The organism is Meiothermus cerbereus DSM 11376 (genome assembly GCF_000620065.1).
Taxonomy (GTDB): Bacteria; Deinococcota; Deinococci; order Deinococcales; family Thermaceae; genus Meiothermus; species Meiothermus cerbereus.
This window is the reverse complement of the sequence record NZ_KK211063.1, coordinates 28,759-50,157: the sequence shown is the minus strand read 5'-3', so window position 1 is coordinate 50,157 and position 21,399 is coordinate 28,759. Positions and strand designations below refer to the sequence as shown.

Genomic DNA, 21,399 nt, shown 5'->3' with positions numbered 1-21,399 from the left:
AAGATGGCCAAGACAGAACTTCAGGAAAACCTGGATTACTACATCGAAAACGGCCTCTACGTCTTCACCGCGGCCTACCATCTGCGGCGTGGCTACTGCTGCGCCTCGCGCTGCCGCCACTGCCCCTACCCTGCGGAGATTCAAGCCCAAACCATAAAACTGCGGCTCGAGGGCCGTCCCATCCGCACTAAAGAAGAGTTCGAGGCGCGTTTTGGCGAGGTTCTGGTAAAACCTTAAGGTGCGTCCTTTCTGGCTGGCGGTTGGTTTCCTGACCACATTCCCCGTACCGCACCTGGGCCAGGTGCGCGAGGGCGAGATGAAGGCGGCCTCGGCCTACTACCCGGTGGCGGGCTACCTGATTGGAGCGGTGCTGGCCCTGGTGGCCTGGCTCACCGCGGGGCTGCCCCAGGGCTTGCAGGGGGCCATTTTGCTGGCGGTCTGGCTGGCCTGCACGGGCATGCTCCACCTCGACGGCCTGCTGGATTCCGCCGATGCGCTGCTGGCCATGAAGCCCCCCGCCGAGCGCCTGCGTATTCTGGCCGATGTACAAGTGGGCAGCTTTGCCTTTGGGGTGGGCTTTGTGGTGCTGCTTTTGAAGTGGCAGTTGCTGGCTTTGAATCCCTCGCCCTGGTTGCTTTTGTGCTTGCCCGCGCTGGTGCGCTTTGCCCTGCTTATTCCCATGAACCTGTTCCCCGCCGCCCGCCCGGAGGGCCTGGGGGCCCGCAGCCGCGAGGGGAGAATCCTTCCGGCCTTGCTGTTTGCCCTGCCGGCCATCTTCTTCTTCCCCTGGGTGGCGCTGGCGGCTCTAGCGATGATGATGCTGCTGGCCTTCTGGGCCGCAAGAAGGCTGGGAGGTGGGCTTAGTGGCGATGTGTATGGGGCCCTGGTAGAGCTGGGGGAGGTGGCGGGGCTTTTGGTCGGGGTAATGATGAAGGCAGGAATGTAGTTTGAGATACACATTGGGGGGGGGTAGACTTACATTAAAAAAAGGCCATTTTAGGAGGTGCATTATGCATAACCGCAAGGCGCTGGCTTGGCTGATGGTGGGTTTGCTGGTATTGGCAGGGTGCTCGAGTACACCCAGGGTGGTGGAGACCCAGCCCAATCCCAACGCGGTGTCGGCGGCTACTCGTGCGCTCATTGAAGCCGACCCCCATTTCCAGCTGGTGGCTCGTCTGGCTGCCCAAGAGAGCAAGCACCCAGACTGGTCTAAGGCTACCCAGACCGCCGATTCTAACGGCAGACTTGTAATTCAAGTTCCCATTTGGTGGGATGAAAATAACCTCGAGCTCTTGATCGCAACCATTGAGCAGGAGCAAGTCTTGAGTATACTGTTGTCCCGAGTTACATTCGAGAAAACGGAGCAATCCACACGGTTAGCATTTTCGGATCTTTCGACAAATCTCGTTGTGACAGGTCTTGTCAAGCCGTCACAGGGGCGGCCTGTTTTTCACAAGATTGCATGGGGTGTACGCAAAGGAACCCATTCCCTAGACGGGCTATTTGAGGTTCAGGCGTTCGAAAAGGATAGTTTGCAACATCAGCAAGCCAACTGTGCGGAGATCATTGCGAACTTTATTGCGGCTACAGCGGCTCTTGTGGCGGCCACCTACTCGCTATACGCATCTTGTAATCCTTTTACCTTCTGGACCCCAGTGTGCTTAGCTGCACTGGTAGGTTATTCACTTGCAGTAAGCACTTACTATTATTGGCTCAATCAGCTAAACAGGTATGGATGCGTATACTGAGGCTATCTAAGGTAGGTGGGTTGTATGGACGCAGTTAAACAATACGCCTTCGAGTTTTTTGGTAGGGTGGCTTTTTTCGCTGGGGCCACCATGATGGCAGTAAAAGCCAGCGTGGGTGTGACCTCGGGGGCACTGTCTCTGGGCGCATGGGTCTCAAGCCCGGAGTTTCTTTGGTTTTTGTTTGCGCTAGCTATGGGTCTCCAGGCGATTTTTGGAGTCAACCGTAAGTTAATTGCACACCGCCCCGAACTTACAGGCTTCGTTTACTGGAATTACCTCATACTGGGCCTGTTGTTTTTTCTGCTTTCCCTTTACTACGCTTTTTTCGTGAAACCGTCGTACCAAATTTTGCCATGAGCCGCTGCAACACCGGTAGTACGATTCACTGTCCAGATCAAGAGCCTTGCAATCCTACGTGAGTATTGGCTTTGCCGTACAGAAGGGGGCATACCTTCAGGATCCGCTACGACAGACCTCGATATACCGTGCTAAAGGCAATACATTGCTGTGTCCTCCGCGTGTCCAGGGGCACGAAGTGCGATTTGTTGCGTACCGGAGCTCCCATTCGGTCGAAGCCAGGATAGGTGAAGTAGACCCCCATCTCATGCGGAATGGGGGGTGGCCCTCAGGCCCCCACGGGCAAAGCGGGCCGCAGGGGCTTGGGGCGTGCGGGGTAGACCAGGGGCCGGGCTTGCAGGATTTCCTGGGCGGCCCGCCGTCCGCTGGCGTAGGCCCCGTACGGATTATGAAACGGCCTCCTTTAGGGCACGGGTAGTGCTTATCTCTGCATTGATTGCCCTTCTTGCCGCTATAGGTTTTAACTACGCGGCCCTGCGAGCACTTGGGTAGTGGTTCATTGTCTTGAGATTCAAACCTGATCGGCATGCATAGAAAGGTGGAAGTGGGGTAATACCGGATTCAAAAAGATAATCTTCAAACAAAAAGCGCTAAGAGGCTATCTTTTTGAATCCTAGAGCACACCCCTCGCTGCGCTCGGCGAAGAAAGCGTATCCCTTCGGTCGGGTTAGTTCGTCACCGAACGGTGACGAACTAACCGAATCTGGTATTACTTCTCACGGCGCAAAGCTGCGGGGGCACCGCGTGTAGGCGTGGCTTCGACCAGTTCGCATCCACATCTCTGAGTGTGTATGGCCAGGGCGTGAGTGGCTGCTCTGTCCTGTCTGCGCCACAGTTTGGTTTTGCAGGAACCACCAGCCTGCTTCCTTCCCAACAAGGGGGCAGCGGAGCCTTTACAACCGCCACTGTAGGGTGCTTCAGGCAAACGCCTATCTTCGCAGGCGATACCCTGATTCGGTTCGACTCGGGTGCGACATGCTGGGGCGGTAGGAGCGGGGTAGGTTTGCAGGGTGCAACGTTGGGCAATATACCGGGCCTGCCGGCTTTCCAATACTTCACGGATTGAACAAGGCCTACTGGCACTGCCTACGGGGCGCTGGCAGAGCGAAGATGTGAATACATGGGGGTAGAATCCTTACTCGAGGCGTAAAATTCGCAGTTGGGTAGCCTGGGTCTGGTTCTTGGTGGGTCTACTGGCACGAACCTGCAGCGGTTCCCAAATCTGCTGTGCCTCGCCCTGCTACCCCAAAGGCAACGGGCGCACGCGAATCCGGCGCACGTCCATCACCACGATGGCCCCGGCCTCGAGCTCCTTTGCTATAGCCGCCAGCACTTGCAGCAGGCGCTCTCCGCTGGCCTCGGGACGCAAATCTACTCCCCGCAGAATCACCACGCTGGGGCCTGCCTCGCGGCTGTATGCGAGCAGGTCGCCAAAGTCGAGGTCGTGGGTTAGAAGCAGGTATCCGTGGGCGGCGGCGAAGCGCAACACCTCGAGGTCGCTCGTACTGGCCAGCCCTACTTCCGAGCAGCGCACGGCCTGGTGGCCCCGTTCACGCAAGAACCCCACCCAGCGAGGGGTGAGGTTCATGTCCAGCAGGATTTTCAAGGCGCAACCTCGCGCTCCTCGGCCAGAAAGACCGCGTACTCCAGCGCGGCGTCGATGTCTTCTGGTTTTAGCTCGGGATAGTCGCGCAGGATTTCCGCCGGGGTCTGGAAACGAAGCTGATTGAGGATGGTGCCCACGGTGATGCGCGTTCCCCGAATGCAGGGCCGCCCGCCCATAACCAGCGGGTTGAAGGTAATGCGCTCGGACAACCTCATAAGGCCATGCTATACCAGATTGGCGCAGAGCGCTCGTCAAAATCATTGAGCCGCTCACAGCTCGATTGCTTTGTCCTGCACAGTTGCCCCCCGGAGGGAGACCACGTCTGTTGAGACAAAACCCCCATCTCATGCGGAATGGGGGTGGCCCTCAGGCCCCCACGGGCAAAGCGGGCCGCAGGGGCTTGGGGCGTACAGGGTAGACCAGGGGCCGGGCTTGCAGGATTTCCTGGGCGGCCCGCCGTCCGCTGGCGTAGGCCCCGTGGACGGTAGCGGCCCAGGCGTTGGAGGCGGTGTGTTCACCCGCGAAAAATAGCCGGTTGCCCACCGGTCGGGCCAGGATGCTGCGGGCCTGGGAGGCCCCCACGCTGGCCTTGGAGTAGGCCCCCAGGGTGTAGGGGTCGTCCTGCCAGTGGGCCAGCCGGGCTTTGCGGGGGGTGAGGTCGGGTTGGCCCAGGGCCCGGCGCAGGGTTTGCAGAGCATTTTGCAGGGCCTCTTCCTCGGGCAAGGCCAAGAGCTCGCGGGCTTTGGGGCCGGTGGCCAGGGCGGTCAGGATCTCGAAGCCCACCCCGTGGCCGGCGGCGCTGCTCCACCACTCGTCGGGGCTGTGGCCGGGCAGGTACAGCTCCACAATGCCAGGCGGGAAGATGGGCTGTTCGAACTGGAAGAAGAGCTTGACCGCATCGGCCAGGCCGAGTTGATGGATGGCCTGCTGCTTCTCCTCGGGCAGCTCGGGCACAAAGCGGATTTTCCCGGCTTTCAACACGCCCAAGGGAACGGTAATTACAGCCTGGTCGGCCAGGAAGATGCGCCCGTCGGTGGTGAGGGCCTTGACACCAAAAGGGCCCCACTCGAGCGTCTCCACCGCGGCCCCCAGCCGGATGTCCAGTGAGGAAGCCAGTTTTATCGCTAGTTAATCGTAGCCCTCGAGGATGCGGTAGTCGCCCTCCTCGGCGGACTTGTCGTACAGAAACTCCAGTGCGGCTTTGGCGCTGAGGGTTTCTGGAGCATCGAAGTCGGAGATGTATTCTTGCAGTTTGTAGGGTATTTTCTGGCCGGCTAGCTGGTTGCGCTGTAGATACTCGGCCAGCGATTCCTCGCCCAAAGCTTGGGGCCAGTCCACCATCCGGATGTTGTTGTAGCCCAGCACCTTAGAGCCCACCTCGGCAATGGTACGCAAGTTTCCATCCGGCAGGCGCACCAGGGTGTCTTCCTGCTGGTTGAAGTAGATGGTTCGCAGGCCGAATTGTTGGGGGAGGGGGTAGGTGGGAACCTGGCTGCTGTGGATGAACTCCGCGCCCAGCTCGATGGGTACTTCAGCAAAACTTCTATCGGTGCGGATGCGTCCTCCGACGCGGTGTTGGGCTTCAAGCACGGTAACCTGATGTCTCGCTTTCTGAAGGTCTTGGGCCGCGGCTAGGCCAGCGGCTCCGGCACCTATGACAAGCGTTTTCATGCAAATCTACCTTTTTACACTTCTTGTGACCTTTCTCCCGAGAATTGTTCTGGATGCTCGGGCATCACCCTGCCGACTTAGTCGCTCCATCGCACGGTGGCATACCGTGTGGTGGCAGTTCGTCGAATTGCTTGAACTCAGGGTCAGACCTGCAATCGGAAAATCGTTGCGGTGCTCTGTCAACCTCCTTTCGGGCTTGGTTTCCCCAAAACGGGGGTACGTTTAGTTTAGCTCGAGCCCCCTAGGGCCCGATGAAGGATTACACACAATTAGGGTAAAAACCGTATTTTTTCTGGTAGCGAAATACCCGAAAATCCCACCTCTAGCGTGTAGCGCCTTATTTCACAAGCGTATATTTATTCGTAAAGCTCTGTGGCCCGACGAAGCCAGGGGTTGAGGGTTTGGCCGCTGGGACGGAAGTCTCGCGCAGGGAGCCCCCTTGTTGTTTAGCCATGCAGGAAGGGGGGTTTCTACTGCGAGGTGTATGCACCCGAGGTGGGTAGCTCGAGCAGGGCCAGCGTCCTCTCCAGCCGCTCATGCTCGCTCAAAAATCCCAACCCCCTGCGGCGTACCAGCCACGCGCGCAGGGCCTGGGCGCGGTGGGGTACGCCCCGCAAGCGACAGAGTTCCTCCAGCCCGTGTACCTCGGCTCCAACAGTCTCGCTGCTGTACGAGCACACCGGACAGCCCAGGTACATGGGGTTGGAGTCGTACTGAAAAACCAGCCGACCCTGGTGGTAGACCCAGAGCAGCAGGGCGGTGTCCTCGAGGTTCACCACCCCCAGGGCGGTGCAGTGGAGCGTTGCCGAGAGCTGGGCTGCACGCTCCGCAAAACGCGCCTGCTGCTGGTAAAGGTATTCCGGGTCGGGCTTTAGCGGGGAATGCAGCCACCAATAGTGACCGTGGGGCGTAGCCCCCAGGTTTTTCAATTCCCGATGGGCCGCAGCAGGCACATCCCACAGGAGGATGTACGGCTCGAGCATGCTTTATTATTACGCTCTTCCCAGCCGTTGGTGCTGTACTGGACTCAGCCATGGAGTTTCCGGGTGGCTCAAAGCGCTCTGTGCAGCGGAATCAAAACAAAAAGCGCTCCGTGGGGGAGCGCTTTGGGATAGAACGGGCTTTAATCGTCGGCGGCGGAGCCTTTGCCAATCAGCCTGACCTCAGGCTCCTGATTCCAGTCCTTACCGTAGACGGCCTTCAGGATGATGTAGCAGACCACCCCGGTAATGATGGGCACGATAAAGACTAGTACCCACAGCAGGCCGTTGGAAAGACCCAGATCCACCTTGTAGCCAGCCAGGGTGCTCATGATGTAAAACATCAGCATCCCGACCACAAAACTGGTGCGGAAGGGGTGCTGGCTGGGGAGCTCGAGGTAACGCCTTTTCTCCTTGGAGTAGTCCAGGAAGGGAATGGCCAGGGCCCCCAGGATGATGACGGTGGGCACCAGGATACCGCCCCAGAACTGCGGGCCAAAGGTGGCCCCCAGGAACTCAAAGCGCCAGTTGGCCGGGATAATTTGCAGAATCCCGTAAATCCACATGAAATACCAGTCGGGCTTGACCGGCGGGGTGTTGGCGGTGGGGGGGCCAAAGGCTTGCACCGGGTGGGCCAGGAAAGCCCCGGCGATGAAGGTGGTCACAGCGATGTAGACCAGGAAGAGAATCCCCATCATGGCGGCCTGCTGCGGGAAGAGCGGCACCCCCACAATCTTGCCCGGTGCGACCTTCTCGGCGTACTTGGGCTGGGTGTGCTTTTGCTTAATCATGATGGCCAGGTGCGCACCAATCAGCCCAATCAGGGCCAGCGGCAGCCACAGGACGTGGATGGGGTAGAGGCGGGGGATGGTCTGGGCGTTGGTGGGAGAGAGCTCACCGGCAAAGAGGATATCCGAGAGCAGCTTGCCTACCCAGGGGGCTGCTGCGCCAATCTCGTAGCCGATCTTGGTGGCGGTGAGGGCGTAGTTGTCAAAGGGCAGGGCATAGCCGGTAAACGCCGTGATGATGGCGAGCACCAGCAGGAACACCCCCACAATCCAGTTCAGCTCGCGGGGGTTCTTGTAGGCCCCGGTCAGGTGAATGCGCAGCATGTGCAGAAAGGCCGCAGCAATCATGATGTGGGCGGCCCAGTGGTGCAGCGAGCGGATCACCGCGCCAAAGGGCAGCGAGTCAATGTAGAGAATCGAGTAGTAGGCTGCGGGTACTTCCTGCCCACCCGAGAGTGAACCCGAGACCGGGCGGATGGAGGGCTCGTAGTTGAGGGTCAGGAAAATGCCGGTGAGCACCAGGGTGACAAAGGAAAACAGGGTGATCTCGCCCAGGAAGAACGAGTGGTGCACCGGGAAGGCCTTGCGAAAGGCCTTGGCGTATAGCTTTCCGATGCTCAAACGGTCGTCTAGCCACTGATACATATTTCCTCCCTATACGTCTGCACCGGGCTTGCCCAGGAACTCACCCGCCACCACCACCTTGCCCCCCTCCACCTTAACCGGTAGCTGGGGCACCGGTGCGGGCACGGGGCCCCCCACCACCTTGGCCTGGTTGTAAATATCGTACCGGCCGCCGTGGCAGGGGCAGAGCCAGGTGTCGTTTTGCCACTGGCTTACCGTGCAGCCCAGGTGTTTGCAGACCGCCGAATAGGCCAGCACCCCCTCGGGCGAGGCATACTGGCGGGTTTCCGGGCTCATCTTGGCCGGGTCGGCCAGGATGACCATAAGGGTGTTGGTGATGAGGTCTTTTTTGACCACGTTCTCGGGGCTTTTGGGGAAAGCGATGATGAAAGGGATTTTTTCCTGTTGGGCAGCCCGCAGATCATCCAGGGTAATCTCTTGGTCGGCCTTGGGGCCGGTGGCAAAGACCAGGGTATCGCCCACGGCCACAGGCTCTTTGCTGGGAATCTTTTCCTCACGCGGTATTAGGCCCGCGCCTACCCACAGCGTCGAGAGCACCGCAGCGCCCGCGCTCACGCCGATGGCTGCCTGCAGGATGGCCCGGCGGGTGGCGTGGGCCTGGGGGTCTTCGGGGTGGTGCTCGTGGTGGTGGGCAGTGGCTTCATGATCAGCCATGTTCAAATCCTCCAAACTTCTGTGCTACCAGGGGAAGTCGCTTTTCTCGTCTTCAACCAGGACTTCTTCTGGCATGAAGAACTTCTTGTAGATGGCAATAAGCAAGGCCAGAATAAGCATCATTGCCGCGAACACCCCGGCTTGCAGGGTGGTGGCGTTGTAGTAGCCGAGCTCGGGGTTGTTGGCAAAGACCAGGGTGCGCACGAAGAAGCCCGAGAGCATTACCAGCAGAATCGAGAGCACCACTCCCGCCACCATGGGCAGGCTGCTGGGTTCGGGTTGGTGCAGGCCGGGGCGCAGTTCGGAGCCCTCGAGCCAGTTGCTCATGAGCCCGATAAAGCCGTACACGAACAGCACCATGGCAAAAGCCATCAGCCCGATGTTACCCACCGTGAGGTGGGGCACCACCCCGGCCTCGTGTACTACCCGCATCCGGTCGTTGAGGTAGGCCATCAGAAACAGGGCCACCGAGAAGACCAGGGCAAAGTAGGGAACTACCGTGTCGTTGCGATACATGCTCCCTCCTCAGCGGGCGGCCTTGAACTCGTCCGGGGTTACGCCGCCAAACTTGTTGCTCCAGCTATTTTTGATGTAGGTGGCCACAGCCGCCAGCTCCTCGTCGGAGAGCTGGGCGAAGCCGGGCATACCGCCCTTGCCTTTGAGCAGGATGTTGATGGTGTAGGCCTTGTCGGCTACGTTCTTGCTGCCATCGAGTGCCGGGAAGACCCCCGGAAGGCCCTTTCCGGTGGCCTGGTGGCAGCCGGCGCAGTTGGCGCTGTAGACCTGCTCGCCCTTGGCTTTGAGGGCCTCGTCCACTGCCGCGACAGGGCCGCCGTGGTCGCCGCCGTGGGCGCCCGCCTCGGCGACCGCGGGGGGTTTGGCGACTTCCTCGAGGGTCTTGTTGGTTACCCCGGTAGCAGCAAAGAAGAGCCAGACCCCCCCTAGAATGGCGGCGGTGGCAATGGCCGCAGCCAGCCCGGGAAAGCGCTCGCGGGTGGGCTTAATATCGGGGTCGGCCACCCGCAAGGTGACGTCCAGGATGCCCGAGACCTCCTTGCCTTCCTCGAGGCCCTGCAACAGCACCCCAGGGGTGTTGGCTACCTTGAAGGGCACTTCCTTTACGTCTTTGGCCCCGTTGGTGTAGTGGGTGACTACCCGGAGCAGGTGCTCCCCGTCGCTCAGGGAGCGGGTATCGTAGGTAACTTTGAAGGGGGGTTGGGTGAGCACCTGCACGGGTTCGGTGCCGCCGTCCAGATAGACTTCGATTCGCTCAATCGGCATCGCTTGGTTCCTCCTGGCCAGGCCCGCTTTAGGGGGTCTGGGCACTGCTTTCAAGACTACCAGAAAATTAGGGGCCTGCGCCCCTGTAGGCCAATCATAAAAACTTAAGGGGGGTCAAATGTCCCTGATGACGATTGTAAAAATGAAGTTTTACTTGCAATTGATAGCGGCCTGAGTAGCCCTGACCAACGGCTGGGTTTGGGCTGGGCCCATGCGCCAGGTTCGCTCGAGGTCGGCGTCGGTGCTTGGGGGCCTCCTGAAGACTTGTTGCGCCAGGCGGGGGTAACCCGGAGGTAGCAGCACGGTTTCAGAGGTTGCCGCGCAGGAGCGCCACACTCCGGCGCACGCCCTCCGGGCCGCCGGTGACCTCGAGGGCTGCGGTGCCCTCAAATCTCTCGAGCACCCCCCGCACCCAGGACCAGTCCACTGCGCCATCGCCACAGGGCAGGTGCTCGTCCCGCTTGCCGTGGTTGTCGTGCAGGTGCAAATGAAGCAGGCGGTGGCCCAGCAGGCAGTGGTACTCCTGGGGGCCGCCAGGGCCGCGCTGAATCAGGGCGTGCCCCACATCCAGGCAGAAGCCGTACTGTGGGTGGGCCTCCAGCAACTCCACCAGCTCGGCGGGCGCTTCCAGCAGGTCGCTATCGCTCAGGCCCAGGTTTTCCAGCACGACCGGTATGGCCAGCTCCAGCTGCTCGAGCGCCCGATGTACCAGCTGGCGCGCGTGCGCCACCGGCTCGGGCAGCCGCAGCGGAACCAGCCCGCTGTGCAGCACCCCACAGGCTGCGCCAATCTCGGCCCCAAAGGCGATGGCCCGCTGGGTGCGCTCGAGGGAGAGCCGCTGCATTTGGGGCACCAGCGAGGCTATGTTCCAGTCGACAAAAGGCAGGTGTATGGTGAACCCCACCCCAGCCACCCGGCCCATCTCGGCCAGTTCGCGGGCCCTCGGCAGCCGAGGGTCTATCTCGTGTTGGTCGTAGGCAATCTCCAAAAAAAGCCCAAGCTCTGCGGCTAGGTCGAAGGACTGGCGGTAGTTCAGGCCAGCGGTGAGGGGGCTGAAACCCAGTTTCATAAGAAAACCGGGTGGATTATACCCTGGGAGGTTTGAGCGTATAGCGTTACGTGGCAGGGGTATCCTGTGTGCACCGTAGAGCACTCTTCATAATCATGGGGCTGCTCACAACCTGATGGCTGTGTTCTGAGCAGCACAGTGGCTTCCCGGATGGGAGGCAACCTCTGTGAAGAGCGCGATAAATCGGTGCTTAGAACTCCTCGTCCCACTCCACGATGGTCTCGCTGGTGAGGCCGGGGTTGGGTTTGGCGCTGGCCCCTACTGCAGTAGCTGCACTGGCCTGGGGGATGGTGGTGTTACGGCCCCGCCGCACAGGGGTACGCTGGTTTTGCAACAAGCCAAACTGAGCCGCGATGCCGCGCAGGCCAATGGTGGCGAAAATTATCACCAGGAACACCGTCAGGCCCCAGAACAACTGGGCCAAAAGGTTTTGCTGAATGGAGAGGTGGGTGAGGGCGCCGAAGAAGGAGAGCCGGCCATAGCGCGAGTCGGACAGAATGGAACCGATGTAGGAAAGCCCCTCCATCATGGCCGGTAACAGCAGGAAGAAGAAGGCCAGCCCCAGGAAGCGCCAGTAGATGTTGCGCCCCCCAAAGGTAAGGGTCAGCAGGTAGAGCGGGAAAAAGGCCAGCAGCCCGGCCAGGATGAACACAAAAGCCCGAGGGATGCCCAGAATGGTTTGCAGCAGCCAAACCTGCAGGTTGTGGAAGGCCCCCAGGCTTTTGCCCTCCAAGGCCAGGCCGTTCTCCAGCAGCTCCCCCGAGAGCACGGTGAAGTCGCTGGTGCGCAGCCCTACGGCGTTCTCGGCCAGGCCCAGGATCCGGCTGGTGCGCAGGGCCAGTTGGGGTTGCAAGGCCTCGACCAGGGGTGCAATAGCTGTCCTGTAGCGGGCATTGACCTGGGCCAGGGTACGTCGGGCGGCGTCGGTCTGGCCGGTTTCGGCCTGGGCCTGGGCTTCCATTAGGCGACCGCGTACCTCGAGCAGGGCCCGTTTCCAGTCGTCGATGCTATAGATGCCCGCACCACTGAGGCTGTCGGCCACCCTTTCGAGCTGGCGGTTGTCTTTGATCAGAAAGCGCAGGTCGCCCAGCAACTGTTGGTAGGCGTCCTGGATGGGAGCAGGCTGAACAGGGACTGGTTTGGGGGTTGGGGGGGTGGCTGGGTACGCGGCAGGTTGGGCTGTCTCGGCCCTGGCGGGGGCCACCTCCTTGGGTGCAGGGGGAGTGCGGGGGGCTTCTAGGCGAACCCCCCCTGTGGCGGGGGGGGTTTGGGCGGTGGTGGCGGGGCTACTTCGCTGCTGGCTTTGTGGGCTCGAGACCGCTTTTAGGAAGTTCTGGGCCTGGACTGCCAGCGCCTGCACATCGGCCTTAAAGCTGCTCAGGTTGCCGCTGGAGAGCTTGCCCAGGGCATCCACAAAGGCCTTAGCGCTAAGGCCCCTGGCGCGGGGCGAGTCCTGCACAATCAGATAGAGGGCATAGGCCCGGGTGGCCTCGAGGTAGGCCTGCACGGCGCTGGTCTGGGCCTGGGCCCGCTGCAGCGCGTTGGCAATGCCCTGGGCGTAGGTGCGCTCGAACAGGCGACGCAGCCCATCGAGGTCGTTGGCGGCAGCCAGGGCCTGAGCCTGGGCTTGCAGGCTATTTGGAAGGCCGCTGGCCGAGAGCACCTTGGGCAGCAGGCGGCTGGCCTCGGCGCTGTTGCCGGCTGCGAGGGCGCTAAAGTAGCTGTCGTAGAGGGCCTTGCCCATAATGGCCTTGATGATCTGGATGCGGGCCTCGAGGTCGGCCTTGCTGCGGCGGGCCAGGGCCTGGCGGGCATCGGCCAACGACTGTTGCACCCCCTCGCGCAGCACTGGGGCTAGTTCGCCTGCCCCCTTGCGGAAGTCGTCCTCGGCTTTGGAAAGGAGTTCCAGGGCCCGTGCGGGGTTGCTGTTTTGCAGCGCGCGCACCTGGTCCAGGGTGGGTGCGAGCTGGTCGTACAGGGTGAGGGCCGGTGTGGCCCAGGCCAGGCTGAACAGCGTGATTATTGCGAACCAACGCTTCATGGTCATAACCTCCTATTGCTCGGCGCCTACCTGGAGGGCTTCAATCTTGCCCATTCGATATAGCAATTGCCCCAGATTGGCCTCGTTGCGTGTGAGCACAGCCAGGTAGCCTCGGCCTAACGGGCGAAGAACCAGCTGAGCTTCCCTGAGCACAGTGTAAAACACCCGGTAGCTCCCTTTGCGCTCAAGTAACCGATGTATGGTCGTAAGCAGCTCCATCAGGCTTTCGTTGTGGGCTCCCAGACGGTATTCCCGCCCGTAACTGGACTCCAGCACCACCGCCAGCACCCCTTCCCCCCTGGCCAGCTCCAGCACCAACTTCTCTCGCTCTTGCGCACTTTGCAGGTAGATCTGCTCGGTGGGGTCGGTGGTCTCGAGGGTGGGTTGGGCGGGGGCCTGGGCCTGTTGGGGGCGCTGGGCCTTGAGCTGGCGTGCCAGCTTTTCTAGTTCGGGCAAAAACCCGCTCATGGGTAGAATCCCTTTGAGCTCTTGCTGCAAAGGCCCCTCGATCAGTTCGGCCCAGCCCTGCGGCCCCAGCAACTCCGGCGACCGCCCGCCCAGAGCCCGCTTTAGCAAGCTGCTGGCGGCCAGGGGTGAGATCACCTGCGACAGGGCCTCGACGACTTTTTGCTCGATGTTGTCCAATCGTCCTCCAGAGGTTGTGTAAAGGCCGGAAAGGCCCGGCTTGGGGAGATTATAGTGAAGCCCTTGTCAAAACTTGGGTCATCTTGTACTATACCCGTTGCCTGCTCGAACAGGCTCCTTGTTGGGGCATCGTCTAACGGCAGGACTACGGATTCTGGCTCCGTCAATCGTGGTTCGAATCCACGTGCCCCAGCCAGATTTATCTCGAGGGGCTTGTTGCGCCCCGACCTAAGCGCAAGGCAGCACCCCCGAGATAAACCCAACCTGGCCCCATCGACTAGCGGTTAGGTCACCGCCCTTTCAAGGCGGCGGCAGGGGTTCGAATCCCCTTGGGGTCACCAAAAAACCCTCGGTTTGCGCCGGGGGTTTTAGTTTTGTCAGAACAAGTGCCAACTGCCCCGTGTCAACCAGGGCTATTGTGACTGATATGAAATCCTGCAAATACGCTCACTTTGGTTCTTTCTATCGCTTGGGCGCTCTACATCGGAGCAATCCAGCAAGACTTCATACGAGCTCAGCCGCGCCCAAAGCACGCCCATGAACCCGCTCGAAAATTCTCTACGTCTGCGCCTCACCTGGGGCAGTGCCCTGGGGTTGTTTATGACCGGGGCCATCAGTGCTGCGGTGGGGGCGGTGATTCCGCAGTGGCAGGCCGAGTTTGGTGTGGGCCCTGAGCTGGCCTGGTACTTCAACCTGTTTTTTGTGGGGGCTTTGCTGGGCATCTTTTTGGCCAGCCGGATGCGCCGACGCCACCCCTGGCTCCCCTTAGCCCTGCTGGCCGAGGGGCTGGGGCTATTGCTGATTGCCCTGACCCCCTGGATGGGCGGGGTGTTTGGGGCGGCCTTGCTGCTGGGCCTGGGGGTGGCGGTGGCCAACTTTCACTGCAATGCCCTGCCGCTCGAGCTGTACCGGGGCCAACTGGCCGTGCTCTACCGCGTCAACACCGCCTTTGGCGTGGGGGCGGTGCTTTCGCCGCTGCTGATGGTGGGGCTGCCCTGGCGGGTGGGCTATGGCGTGCTGGCCCTGGTGGCCCTGGCAGCGGCAGCCCTGCTGTGGCGGGCCCCGGCGGCCCAGCCGCGCCCCGAGGCCGGGAGCCCCAAACGCCCGTCGGCGCTGCTGCCCTTGGTGCTCTTGGCGGTGGTCTCGTATGTGGCGGTGGAGTTGGTGGTCTCGAGCTTCTCCGGCTTGTACTTGCGCCACCTGGGCTACGACCCCCGCTGGGTGGGCGTCCTGCTCTCGCTCTACTGGGTGGGCCTTACGCTGGGGCGCTGGCTCCTGGCCGAGTTCGTGGCCGCCCGCCCCCTGGCCCGCCTCACGGGGCTGCACCTGGGGGCGCTCTTGGTGGCGCTGTGCTACTTTGTGCCCTCCCTGGCCTGGCTCTTTCCCCTGCTGGGCTTCTGGGTGGCCCCCACCTTTCCCACCCTCTACGCCTTTACTGAGCGGTACGTGGGCTACGGCGGGCTGGCCCTGTTGTTCTACGCCGCGGCGGTGGGCAGCAACCTGATTCCGGCGGCCTTTGCCCTACTGCCCAAAGCGGCGCTGGCCCCCGGCATGCTTCTGGTGGTGGCGTGGATGGTCGGCATGACCTACCTGCTGTGGAGAAAAAGTGAAGCTTAAAGCCCTGCTCTTCGACCTCGATGGCACCCTGGCCGACACCGACCGCCTGCACGAGCAAGCCTGGCTCGAGGGCCTCTCCCGCTACGGCCTGCAGGGCGACCACACCTTTTACCAGACCCAGATTAGCGGGGGCCTGAACCCCGAGATTGTGCAGCGCCTGCTGCCCCAACTTTCCCAGGCTGAGGCTGAGGCTTTTCTCGAGCAAAAAGAGGCCCGCTTCCGCGAACTGGCCTCCGAGGTGCAGCCCCTACCGGGCTTGGGGACGTTGTGGGACTGGGCCCAGGAGCAAAACCTGCGCCGGGCCCTGGTGAGCAACGCCCCCAGGGAGAACGCACAGTACCTGCTAAAGCGGCTGGGGTTGGTGTTCGACCACATCGTGCTATCCGAAGAGCTGCCCGCGGGCAAGCCCGACCCGCTGCCCTACCGCACCGCCCTGCAAGCACTCAACATCGGCCCCAGCGAGGCCCTGGCCTTCGAAGACTCCCCCTCCGGGGTGCGCTCGGCGGTGGGGGCCGGTATCCGCACCGTGGCCCTGACCACCGGCCATCCCGCCCATGCGCTGGAACAAGCCGGGGCGTTCCTTTGCATCCCCAACTTTGCCGACCCGCGCCTGTGGGCGTATCTGCACAAAATGGGCTAGTAGATCCAGGGAATCAGTTTCTTGACCCGGCGGCGGTAACTTTCGTACTCGGGGAAGTGCTCTTGTAACCAGTGCTCCTCGAGGCTGGCCTTGCGGTCGAGCAAAGCAAACAACAGCCCACACAGCAAAACCGTCCAGGGGTTCAGGTGGGCCAGGCTGCTGCCCAGCGCCCACAGCAGCACCCCGCAGTAGATGGGATGCCGCACCACCCGGTACATCCCCTGCCGCACCAGATAACCCCCCGGCTTTGGCTTGGGCAGGGCGGTCAGGTTGCGTCCCAGTTGCCAGGCCGCCAGCAGCAGCACCCCCAGCCCCAGCCAGGACAGCCCCCGCCCCAGCCAGGTGAGCCAGGATGGGCTAGAGGAAGGCGTGAGCCACAAGGCCAACACCAGCAAGCCCAGCAAAGCAAACTGCCCCACCACATACCACTCGCCCCGCTCGCCAAAGCGCATGGGTACAGGATACCGCGCTGGTGGAGCATGATGAGGATTCGAATGAGGTAGAATCAGCGCTACCATCTGGTTCCATGCCTGGTTGAAACACGCCAAGGGCTTGTCGTTGACGACAAAGTCAGAAAAGGGGGCAGCGGAAGCTGTTATGAACCGATCTCAGAGCTTTTTGGGGGCCTTTGCTTGATGTTGCGTCGTGTACTGCTTTCCTGGAGCTCGGGCAAGGACAGCGCGTGGGCCTTGCATGTGCTGCGCAAAGATCCGCAGGTGGAGGTGGTTGGCCTGCTCACCACCGTCAACACGACCCATGGGCGGGTGGCCATGCACTCGACCCGGCTCGAGCTTCTCAGGGCACAGGCCCAGGCGGTGGGGCTTCCGCTCCACATTGTCCCGCTGCCGTGGCCTTGTTCCAACGAGGTCTACGAGGCGGCCATGCGTAAGGCCATTGAAGAAGGGGTCAGGCGCGGGGCCACCCACATCGCTTTTGGAGACCTCTTTTTGGAGGACGTCCGTGCTTACCGGGTCAAGCAGCTTGAAGGGTGCGGCCTCGAGCCGCTCTTTCCCATCTGGCACGAGCCCACCGGGCCGCTCGCGCGGCAGATGATAGATGCTGGCCTACAGGCGGTCATCACCTGTATCGATCCCAAGAAGCTCCCGCGCTCGTTTGCTGGTCGCCGGTTTGACCGCGCACTGCTCGATGAATTGCCGCATGATGTGGACCCCTGCGGCGAGAACGGAGAGTTTCACACCTGCGTCCTGGCCGGGCCGATGTTCCGCGAGCCACTGCGCGCTGTGGCTGGCGAGACGGTAGAGCGCGACGGCTTCGTTTTTGCCGACCTGCTGCCGGAGGGTGGCTAAGGGGCGGATATGCCGCAGTCCACATAGGGCCTTAAACCCCTGCCAAGGGCCGCATTTGGCGCTAGTTGCGCCGCAGCACCTCGGCGTCGGCGGGGCGTTTGCGCAGCGCTTGTGCGGTTAGGTTGGCCCGGCGGAAGTTGTTGAAACTGAGATCGGCCAGCAGCTTGTTGCTGCTGTCGCGCAGGGTGATGGCGAGGGGGCGGGGGTCGGACTTGAGCACCAGGATTTCCATGCTGGCAAAGCCCAGCGAGGCGTCCTTGGGGGTGCCCTGGATGCGCCAGGCGGCCCCGGCGGGGGTGTTTTGCTCGCCCAAAAGCCGCAGCGTGAGCCGCTCGGTGAGCTCCTGGAAGTCGCCCAGGTCGGTCAGGTTGAAGCCCAGGCCCTCGATGCGGGCTTTGGCCCTTGGTTGAATGATAAGCTGGTTGGTCAGGAACAGGTAGTTCCAGACCTCCTTGTCCGATATCACCACAAAGTTACCTTCCAGTGCGGCGGGCTTTTTGAACTCGACGCGGGCGAGCTGCTCTTTGCCGGGGATCACCTGGAGCTTGAACTCGGCCTCCTGACTGCTGCCATCGGGCAGTTGAATTTTGCCGGTGATGGTAGCCTCCCAGGGCGAGCGATCCATGTTGGTTTGCACCTGGCGGGCAATTTCGGCGACGCTCTGGGCCATAGCCAGCCCCAGGCATAAGACAGCGATTGCCAGCAGTTTCTTCATGGGTTGCCTCCAAAAATGAGCTTGTAGCGTATCCATAGCGAGAACCCATTGTCGTAGCGGGCTTCTGCCAGGAGGCTATAGACCTCCACCCCCAAGGTAGCAGCCCAGGGATAGCTCAGGGTTAGGTGCAGCTTAAGATTGTTCAGCTCCTCGTCTAAAGGCGTGGTGAGGGCCGCCTCCAGCCGGCCTAGCTGCCCGGCCCGCAGGGTGGCTTCGAGCAGGGTCCCGGCCTCGTCGAGCTCGCCCCGCCAGCCCAAGAGGCCGTACAGGCGTGAATCGTCCACCCCCAGCCCAAAGGTATAGGTTTGTTCCTGCCGCAGCGCATAGCTGAGTTCAGCCGCGCCCCTGGCGATGCCGGCCAGATCGTTTTTGAAACCCAGTTGCAGGCCCAGGGTTTGCCGGGGGTCGAGGCGGTAGCGCCCCCCCAATCCCAGCTTTAGCCCGCCTTCGGCCTCGTCGCCTACCCACAAACGGGAGCGCAGGGTGTTGCTGTAGGCGGCCTCGAGGTTCGCCGCCAGCGGGCCCAAGGCCCCACCAGCAGCGGCCTGTAAGCCCCAGCCAGCCAAGCCCAGGCTGACCCGTGCGCTGTAGCTCAGCCGGCCCAGGGCGCTAAACTCCAGCGCGCCCCCGAGCCCCAGGCCCAGCGCGTCGCGCTGCAACCGCGCACTTAGATCTAAATCGCCCAGCGGGAGGGTGGCCTCTACGGTGGGGGTCAGGTTATCGGGCCCCAGGCGCCCATACAGGCCGAAGGTGAGGGACTGCGCTGTGGCGTGCGAAAGGAAGAGCGCACAGCAAGCAATCGGCAGCAGGCGATAGATTTTCGGGCCGATGGCAGCCATTGCTTGTACGAATGCGGGGTTCTTAGCCTTCAACACAACTCCCCCTACCCAGCCAACCGCTTACCAAAGCGCAGGCTTGCCAAGCCTAGCACGGCCACGCTGAAAATGATTAGCGCCACCAGGTCAATCCAAAGGGTCTCGAGGCCCGCGCCCCTGAGCGTCACCCCCCGCGTCCCATCAATCAGATAGCGGGCCGGGATCACCGCAGACAACCACTTGAAAAAGAGGGGCATCCCGTCCACCGGAAATACAAACCCCGAAAGAAAAATGGTGGGTAGGATATAGGCGAAGGTGCCAAACACCGCCTGAATTTGGGTGCGGGCCAGGGTAGAAATCAAAACCCCCACCCCCAGTGAACCCAGCACAAATAGTACGATCAGACCAAACAAAAACAGGAGATTGCCACGTACCGGTACGCCAAACACCCAGTGCCCAATCGAGAGCACCACCAGACTGACCAGCGTGGCAATCACAAAATAAGGCAAGACCTTGCCCAGCACCACCTCGTAGGGTTTGATGGGGCTGGCGATCAGGGCTTCCATGGTGCGGCTCTCGTTTTCGCGCACAATCGAAAGCGCGGTTAGGAGCACCGTAAAAATGGTCATGATCAGGCCGATGATGCCAGGGATCATGAACCAGGCGGTCTTGTTGTCGGGGTTGTAGAGGGTGTGGAGGGTGGGGGTGAGGGGCGGGGTGGTGGCGGTTCCGGCCAGCACCTTGCCCGCCAGCAGGCGGCTATTGACATCGCCCAGCACCTTGCGTAAGGCGGCCTGGGCCTGGAAGGCAAAGTTGGGGTCGGAGCCATCCACATAGACCTCGAGCTGCACCGCTTTGTCCTGCCGTACGGTCTGTAGGGCACCCGCCGGAATGACCAACCCTACGCGGGCCTGGTTTTTTTGGATGGCTTGTGAAACCCCCTCTGGGTTTTGTGCGATATGGGTGAGGGTAAAGCGGTTTTCCTTTTGTAGTTCTTGCAGGAGGTACTGGCTGATGCGATCTTGTGAGCCATCGTAGACGGCCAAGCGGATGCCCGAGAGGGTGAAGTTGATGGCATAGCCAAACAACAGGGTCATGACGATGGGCAGCCCCACGATGAGCCGAGACAGCACATGATCACGGCGGATTTGGGTGAATTCTTTTTGCGCTAGGGCGGCGATGCGGTTCATGCGGCACCCCCCTGGCGGTGACGGGTCAGGATGATGAAGACGTCCTCGAGGTTGGGGTATACGGTCTGGAGGGGCAGGTTGAGGCTGGCCTTTTGCTCCAGAATCAGCCGTACCCCGCGCCCGCTGGGCCAGGCATCCAGCACCCCAGGCATGGCCCGGATGTGCTCCAGAGGCAGGTCGGTCTCGCAGTAGGCCACCCGGGCCTGTTGTAGGGCAAGCTGCTCGAGTTCGTGGGGGGTTCCCTGGGCCACCACCTGGCCGTCAAAGAGCAAGGCCAGCCGGTGGCAGCGCTCGGCCTCGTCCATGTAGTGGGTGGTTACGAGCACCACCGCGCCGCGGGCCGCTTCCTGGTGAACCAAGTCCCAGATGGTGCGGCGCGAAACCGGGTCGAGGCCGGTGGTGGGTTCATCCAAAAACACTACTTTGGGCTTGTGCACCACTGCCTGGGCGATGGCCAGCCGTTGCCGCCAGCCCCCCGAAAGCGCCCCGGCAAGCTGATGGGCAAGGCCTTGCAGACCAAAGCGCCGCAGGGTTTCCTCGACGGCGGGGGGCACCGCTCGGGCCTCCAGGTAGAGCCGGGCGCGGAATTCCAGGTTCTCGCGCACGGTGAGGTCGCGGTAGACGCTGGCTTCCTGGGTGGCGTAGCCGATGGCGGCCTTGACTTGCTCGGGGTAGCGGCCCACGTCCAGTCCGGCCACCTGGGCACCCCCTGCGTGGGGGAGCAGAACCCCGGTCAGGATGCGGATTAGGGTAGTTTTACCCGAACCATTGGGCCCCAACAGGCCAAACACCTCCCCGGGATTGATCCGCAGGCTGACCTTATCCAGCGCAATGAGGTTGCCAAACCGCCTCGAGACCCCCTCCACGCTAACCATAGCGCCTCCCTTCCAAAAAACCCCGCACATGGGCCTTCAAATCGAATGGGGGTTGAATCCCCATTGCCCCCAGAAGCAGTCCCCTGGCAAAAAGCGGCCCCAGCAGTGCGATGGCGGCCTGAAAAGGGGACTCGTCGGAGCGCAGCAAACCTACCTTTTGCAGCCCTGTGATGTACTCGAGCACGGCGGAGATGGCGCTGCTAAAGCCGGCTGGCCCCGACGCACCGCGCAACTCGGGGTGGCGGGCCAGTTCGGGCAAAAGCCGAACCAGCAGCCCCTGGTTGGCCTCGAGCATCTGCACATAGCGCTCGGTCAGGTGCAGCAGGTTGTCTTCCAGCGAAGACGAGGTCATCTCACCGTGTGAGGAGTTCTCTGCCAGCTCACCCTGGGCTTGCGTCCTGCGGGCCTCGAGGTTTCTGGGGGGATGGGGTAAGACCTGCTCCACCGGCGGACGCAGCTTTTGCACGGCTGCTTGGAGCAGGGCTTTTTTGCTGCCAAACTGCCTGAATAGTGTAACTTCGGAGACCCCGGCCCTGGCCGCGATTTCGCGGGTGGTGGTGCCTTTGTAGCCCCTTTCGGCCAGAAGCTCCAACCCTGAGCGCATAAGGGCCGCGCGGGTGGAATCGGCTTCATCGAAATTTGAAAGTAAGTACATACTTACACTCATACTACCCCTGGGGCCCACCCTGCACAACCCGTGTCCACCGCACTTGGGTAGGAAACCTTTGCTGCTTTTGCGGGGGGATGTCAGAATA

The 21,399-nt window shown here is 61.7% G+C and carries 25 protein-coding genes and 2 tRNA genes; 9 read left to right on the top strand and 18 right to left on the bottom strand.

Annotation, left to right across the window (positions count from 1 at the left end; all coding sequences use genetic code 11):
* Positions 1-3 precede the first annotated feature (3 nt).
* From Q355_RS0114995 to Q355_RS0114980, 4 genes are all read left to right on the top strand, one after another.
* Positions 4-237: a C1orf53 family protein gene (locus tag Q355_RS0114995; RefSeq protein WP_027878532.1), complete on the top strand. Its 234-nt coding sequence runs from the start codon at positions 4-6 to the stop codon at positions 235-237.
* A 1-nt stretch (position 238) separates the two neighbouring features.
* The gene (locus tag Q355_RS0114990; RefSeq protein WP_027878531.1) at positions 239-946 is read left to right on the top strand and encodes an adenosylcobinamide-GDP ribazoletransferase; all 708 of its coding nucleotides are present in this window, start codon (positions 239-241) and stop codon (positions 944-946) included.
* A gap of 64 nt (positions 947-1,010) precedes the next feature.
* Positions 1,011-1,748, top strand: a complete 738-nt coding sequence (locus Q355_RS0114985; protein ID WP_027878530.1) for a hypothetical protein — start codon at positions 1,011-1,013, stop codon at positions 1,746-1,748.
* A gap of 24 nt (positions 1,749-1,772) precedes the next feature.
* Positions 1,773-2,105, top strand: a complete 333-nt coding sequence (locus tag Q355_RS0114980) for a hypothetical protein (RefSeq protein WP_027878529.1) — start codon at positions 1,773-1,775, stop codon at positions 2,103-2,105.
* A 1,240-nt stretch (positions 2,106-3,345) separates the two neighbouring features.
* On the opposite strand, the gene Q355_RS0114975 is transcribed toward Q355_RS0114980, so the two are convergent.
* The 12 genes from Q355_RS0114975 to Q355_RS0114920 form a co-directional block, all read right to left on the bottom strand.
* Positions 3,346-3,711 (bottom strand): DUF5615 family PIN-like protein, encoded by a 366-nt coding sequence (locus tag Q355_RS0114975; RefSeq protein WP_036259744.1) that lies wholly within the window; start codon positions 3,709-3,711, stop codon positions 3,346-3,348.
* The gene (locus Q355_RS0114970; protein ID WP_027878527.1) at positions 3,708-3,926 is read right to left on the bottom strand and encodes a DUF433 domain-containing protein; all 219 of its coding nucleotides are present in this window, start codon (positions 3,924-3,926) and stop codon (positions 3,708-3,710) included. The genes Q355_RS0114975 and Q355_RS0114970 overlap by 4 nt, the downstream gene beginning before the upstream one ends.
* 151 nt (positions 3,927-4,077) lie before the next feature.
* Complete coding sequence (locus Q355_RS0114965) at positions 4,078-4,815, bottom strand: flavin monoamine oxidase family protein (RefSeq protein ID WP_281172039.1); 738 nt, start codon at positions 4,813-4,815, stop codon at positions 4,078-4,080.
* A 24-nt stretch (positions 4,816-4,839) separates the two neighbouring features.
* The gene (locus Q355_RS0114960) at positions 4,840-5,382 is read right to left on the bottom strand and encodes an FAD-dependent oxidoreductase (protein WP_027878525.1); all 543 of its coding nucleotides are present in this window, start codon (positions 5,380-5,382) and stop codon (positions 4,840-4,842) included.
* A 470-nt stretch (positions 5,383-5,852) separates the two neighbouring features.
* Positions 5,853-6,365 (bottom strand): hypothetical protein, encoded by a 513-nt coding sequence (locus Q355_RS0114955; RefSeq protein WP_027878524.1) that lies wholly within the window; start codon positions 6,363-6,365, stop codon positions 5,853-5,855.
* A gap of 140 nt (positions 6,366-6,505) precedes the next feature.
* Positions 6,506-7,795: a cytochrome b gene (locus Q355_RS0114950; protein WP_027878523.1), complete on the bottom strand. Its 1,290-nt coding sequence runs from the start codon at positions 7,793-7,795 to the stop codon at positions 6,506-6,508.
* Positions 7,796-7,804: 9 nt separating this feature from the next.
* Complete coding sequence (locus Q355_RS0114945; protein ID WP_027878522.1) at positions 7,805-8,449, bottom strand: QcrA and Rieske domain-containing protein; 645 nt, start codon at positions 8,447-8,449, stop codon at positions 7,805-7,807.
* Positions 8,450-8,473: 24 nt separating this feature from the next.
* Positions 8,474-8,965: a hypothetical protein gene (locus tag Q355_RS0114940; protein WP_027878521.1), complete on the bottom strand. Its 492-nt coding sequence runs from the start codon at positions 8,963-8,965 to the stop codon at positions 8,474-8,476.
* A 9-nt stretch (positions 8,966-8,974) separates the two neighbouring features.
* Positions 8,975-9,730 carry a c-type cytochrome gene (locus Q355_RS0114935; protein WP_027878520.1) on the bottom strand — a complete coding sequence of 252 codons (756 nt, stop codon included), beginning with the start codon at positions 9,728-9,730 and terminating at the stop codon, positions 8,975-8,977.
* 307 nt (positions 9,731-10,037) lie between these two features.
* On the bottom strand, positions 10,038-10,799 hold the full coding sequence (locus Q355_RS0114930) for a sugar phosphate isomerase/epimerase family protein (RefSeq protein ID WP_027878519.1): 762 nt from the start codon (positions 10,797-10,799) through the stop codon (positions 10,038-10,040).
* A gap of 190 nt (positions 10,800-10,989) precedes the next feature.
* Positions 10,990-12,840 (bottom strand): hypothetical protein, encoded by a 1,851-nt coding sequence (locus Q355_RS0114925; protein WP_027878518.1) that lies wholly within the window; start codon positions 12,838-12,840, stop codon positions 10,990-10,992.
* A gap of 12 nt (positions 12,841-12,852) precedes the next feature.
* Positions 12,853-13,485, bottom strand: a complete 633-nt coding sequence (locus Q355_RS0114920) for a roadblock/LC7 domain-containing protein (RefSeq protein ID WP_027878517.1) — start codon at positions 13,483-13,485, stop codon at positions 12,853-12,855.
* A 122-nt stretch (positions 13,486-13,607) separates the two neighbouring features.
* Between Q355_RS0114920 and Q355_RS0114915 the strand changes: the two genes are divergently transcribed.
* From Q355_RS0114915 to Q355_RS0114900, 4 genes are all read left to right on the top strand, one after another.
* Positions 13,608-13,681, top strand: a tRNA-Gln gene (locus Q355_RS0114915).
* A gap of 70 nt (positions 13,682-13,751) precedes the next feature.
* A tRNA-Glu gene (locus Q355_RS0114910) sits at positions 13,752-13,826 on the top strand.
* Between the two features lie 196 nt (positions 13,827-14,022).
* Positions 14,023-15,102: an MFS transporter gene (locus Q355_RS0114905; protein ID WP_027878516.1), complete on the top strand. Its 1,080-nt coding sequence runs from the start codon at positions 14,023-14,025 to the stop codon at positions 15,100-15,102.
* Positions 15,092-15,742, top strand: a complete 651-nt coding sequence (locus tag Q355_RS0114900) for an HAD family hydrolase (RefSeq protein WP_027878515.1) — start codon at positions 15,092-15,094, stop codon at positions 15,740-15,742. Before Q355_RS0114905 ends, Q355_RS0114900 begins: the two co-directional genes overlap by 11 nt.
* On the opposite strand, the gene Q355_RS0114895 is transcribed toward Q355_RS0114900, so the two are convergent.
* On the bottom strand, positions 15,739-16,260 hold the full coding sequence (locus Q355_RS0114895; protein WP_084496151.1) for a methyltransferase family protein: 522 nt from the start codon (positions 16,258-16,260) through the stop codon (positions 15,739-15,741). The genes Q355_RS0114900 and Q355_RS0114895 overlap by 4 nt on opposite strands.
* A 117-nt stretch (positions 16,261-16,377) precedes the next feature.
* Here Q355_RS0114895 and Q355_RS0114890 point away from each other — a divergent pair, with 117 nt between their 5' ends.
* Complete coding sequence (locus Q355_RS0114890; RefSeq protein ID WP_027878513.1) at positions 16,378-17,049, top strand: Dph6-related ATP pyrophosphatase; 672 nt, start codon at positions 16,378-16,380, stop codon at positions 17,047-17,049.
* Between the two features lie 61 nt (positions 17,050-17,110).
* Here the strand turns inward: Q355_RS0114890 and Q355_RS0114885 are convergent, their stop codons facing one another.
* The 5 genes from Q355_RS0114885 to Q355_RS0114865 are packed head-to-tail and all read right to left on the bottom strand — an operon-like array spanning position 17,111 to position 21,299.
* Positions 17,111-17,764 carry an outer membrane lipoprotein carrier protein LolA gene (locus Q355_RS0114885; RefSeq protein WP_027878512.1) on the bottom strand — a complete coding sequence of 218 codons (654 nt, stop codon included), beginning with the start codon at positions 17,762-17,764 and terminating at the stop codon, positions 17,111-17,113.
* Positions 17,761-18,639, bottom strand: a complete 879-nt coding sequence (locus Q355_RS0114880; protein WP_245597613.1) for a hypothetical protein — start codon at positions 18,637-18,639, stop codon at positions 17,761-17,763. Before Q355_RS0114880 ends, Q355_RS0114885 begins: the two co-directional genes overlap by 4 nt.
* Before the next feature lie 8 nt (positions 18,640-18,647).
* Complete coding sequence (locus Q355_RS0114875) at positions 18,648-19,769, bottom strand: ABC transporter permease (protein WP_027878510.1); 1,122 nt, start codon at positions 19,767-19,769, stop codon at positions 18,648-18,650.
* Positions 19,766-20,644 carry a heme ABC exporter ATP-binding protein CcmA gene (ccmA, locus tag Q355_RS0114870; protein WP_027878509.1) on the bottom strand — a complete coding sequence of 293 codons (879 nt, stop codon included), beginning with the start codon at positions 20,642-20,644 and terminating at the stop codon, positions 19,766-19,768. The genes Q355_RS0114875 and ccmA overlap by 4 nt, the downstream gene beginning before the upstream one ends.
* On the bottom strand, positions 20,637-21,299 hold the full coding sequence (locus Q355_RS0114865; RefSeq protein WP_027878508.1) for a TetR/AcrR family transcriptional regulator: 663 nt from the start codon (positions 21,297-21,299) through the stop codon (positions 20,637-20,639). Before Q355_RS0114865 ends, ccmA begins: the two co-directional genes overlap by 8 nt.
* Positions 21,300-21,399 lie beyond the last annotated feature (100 nt).

Excerpts from the sequence above, each read along its gene's own strand:
- Q355_RS0114995 (WP_027878532.1), top strand. The coding sequence starts at position 4 with ATGGCCAAGACAGAACTTCAGGAAAACCTGGATTACTACATCGAAAAC.
- Q355_RS0114985 (WP_027878530.1), top strand. The coding sequence starts at position 1,011 with ATGCATAACCGCAAGGCGCTGGCTTGGCTGATGGTGGGTTTGCTGGTA.
- Q355_RS0114980 (WP_027878529.1), top strand. The coding sequence starts at position 1,773 with ATGGACGCAGTTAAACAATACGCCTTCGAGTTTTTTGGTAGGGTGGCT.
- Q355_RS0114970 (WP_027878527.1), bottom strand. The coding sequence starts at position 3,926 with ATGAGGTTGTCCGAGCGCATTACCTTCAACCCGCTGGTTATGGGCGGG.
- Q355_RS0114960 (WP_027878525.1), bottom strand. The coding sequence starts at position 5,382 with ATGAAAACGCTTGTCATAGGTGCCGGAGCCGCTGGCCTAGCCGCGGCC.
- Q355_RS0114955 (WP_027878524.1), bottom strand. The coding sequence starts at position 6,365 with ATGCTCGAGCCGTACATCCTCCTGTGGGATGTGCCTGCTGCGGCCCAT.
- Q355_RS0114950 (WP_027878523.1), bottom strand. The coding sequence starts at position 7,795 with ATGTATCAGTGGCTAGACGACCGTTTGAGCATCGGAAAGCTATACGCC.
- Q355_RS0114945 (WP_027878522.1), bottom strand. The coding sequence starts at position 8,449 with ATGGCTGATCATGAAGCCACTGCCCACCACCACGAGCACCACCCCGAA.
- Q355_RS0114940 (WP_027878521.1), bottom strand. The coding sequence starts at position 8,965 with ATGTATCGCAACGACACGGTAGTTCCCTACTTTGCCCTGGTCTTCTCG.
- Q355_RS0114935 (WP_027878520.1), bottom strand. The coding sequence starts at position 9,730 with ATGCCGATTGAGCGAATCGAAGTCTATCTGGACGGCGGCACCGAACCC.
- Q355_RS0114930 (WP_027878519.1), bottom strand. The coding sequence starts at position 10,799 with ATGAAACTGGGTTTCAGCCCCCTCACCGCTGGCCTGAACTACCGCCAG.
- Q355_RS0114925 (WP_027878518.1), bottom strand. The coding sequence starts at position 12,840 with ATGAAGCGTTGGTTCGCAATAATCACGCTGTTCAGCCTGGCCTGGGCC.
- Q355_RS0114905 (WP_027878516.1), top strand. The coding sequence starts at position 14,023 with ATGAACCCGCTCGAAAATTCTCTACGTCTGCGCCTCACCTGGGGCAGT.
- Q355_RS0114895 (WP_084496151.1), bottom strand. The coding sequence starts at position 16,260 with ATGGTAGCGCTGATTCTACCTCATTCGAATCCTCATCATGCTCCACCA.
- Q355_RS0114890 (WP_027878513.1), top strand. The coding sequence starts at position 16,378 with ATGTTGCGTCGTGTACTGCTTTCCTGGAGCTCGGGCAAGGACAGCGCG.
- Q355_RS0114885 (WP_027878512.1), bottom strand. The coding sequence starts at position 17,764 with ATGAAGAAACTGCTGGCAATCGCTGTCTTATGCCTGGGGCTGGCTATG.
- Q355_RS0114875 (WP_027878510.1), bottom strand. The coding sequence starts at position 19,769 with ATGAACCGCATCGCCGCCCTAGCGCAAAAAGAATTCACCCAAATCCGC.
- ccmA (WP_027878509.1), bottom strand. The coding sequence starts at position 20,644 with ATGGTTAGCGTGGAGGGGGTCTCGAGGCGGTTTGGCAACCTCATTGCG.
- Q355_RS0114865 (WP_027878508.1), bottom strand. The coding sequence starts at position 21,299 with ATGTACTTACTTTCAAATTTCGATGAAGCCGATTCCACCCGCGCGGCC.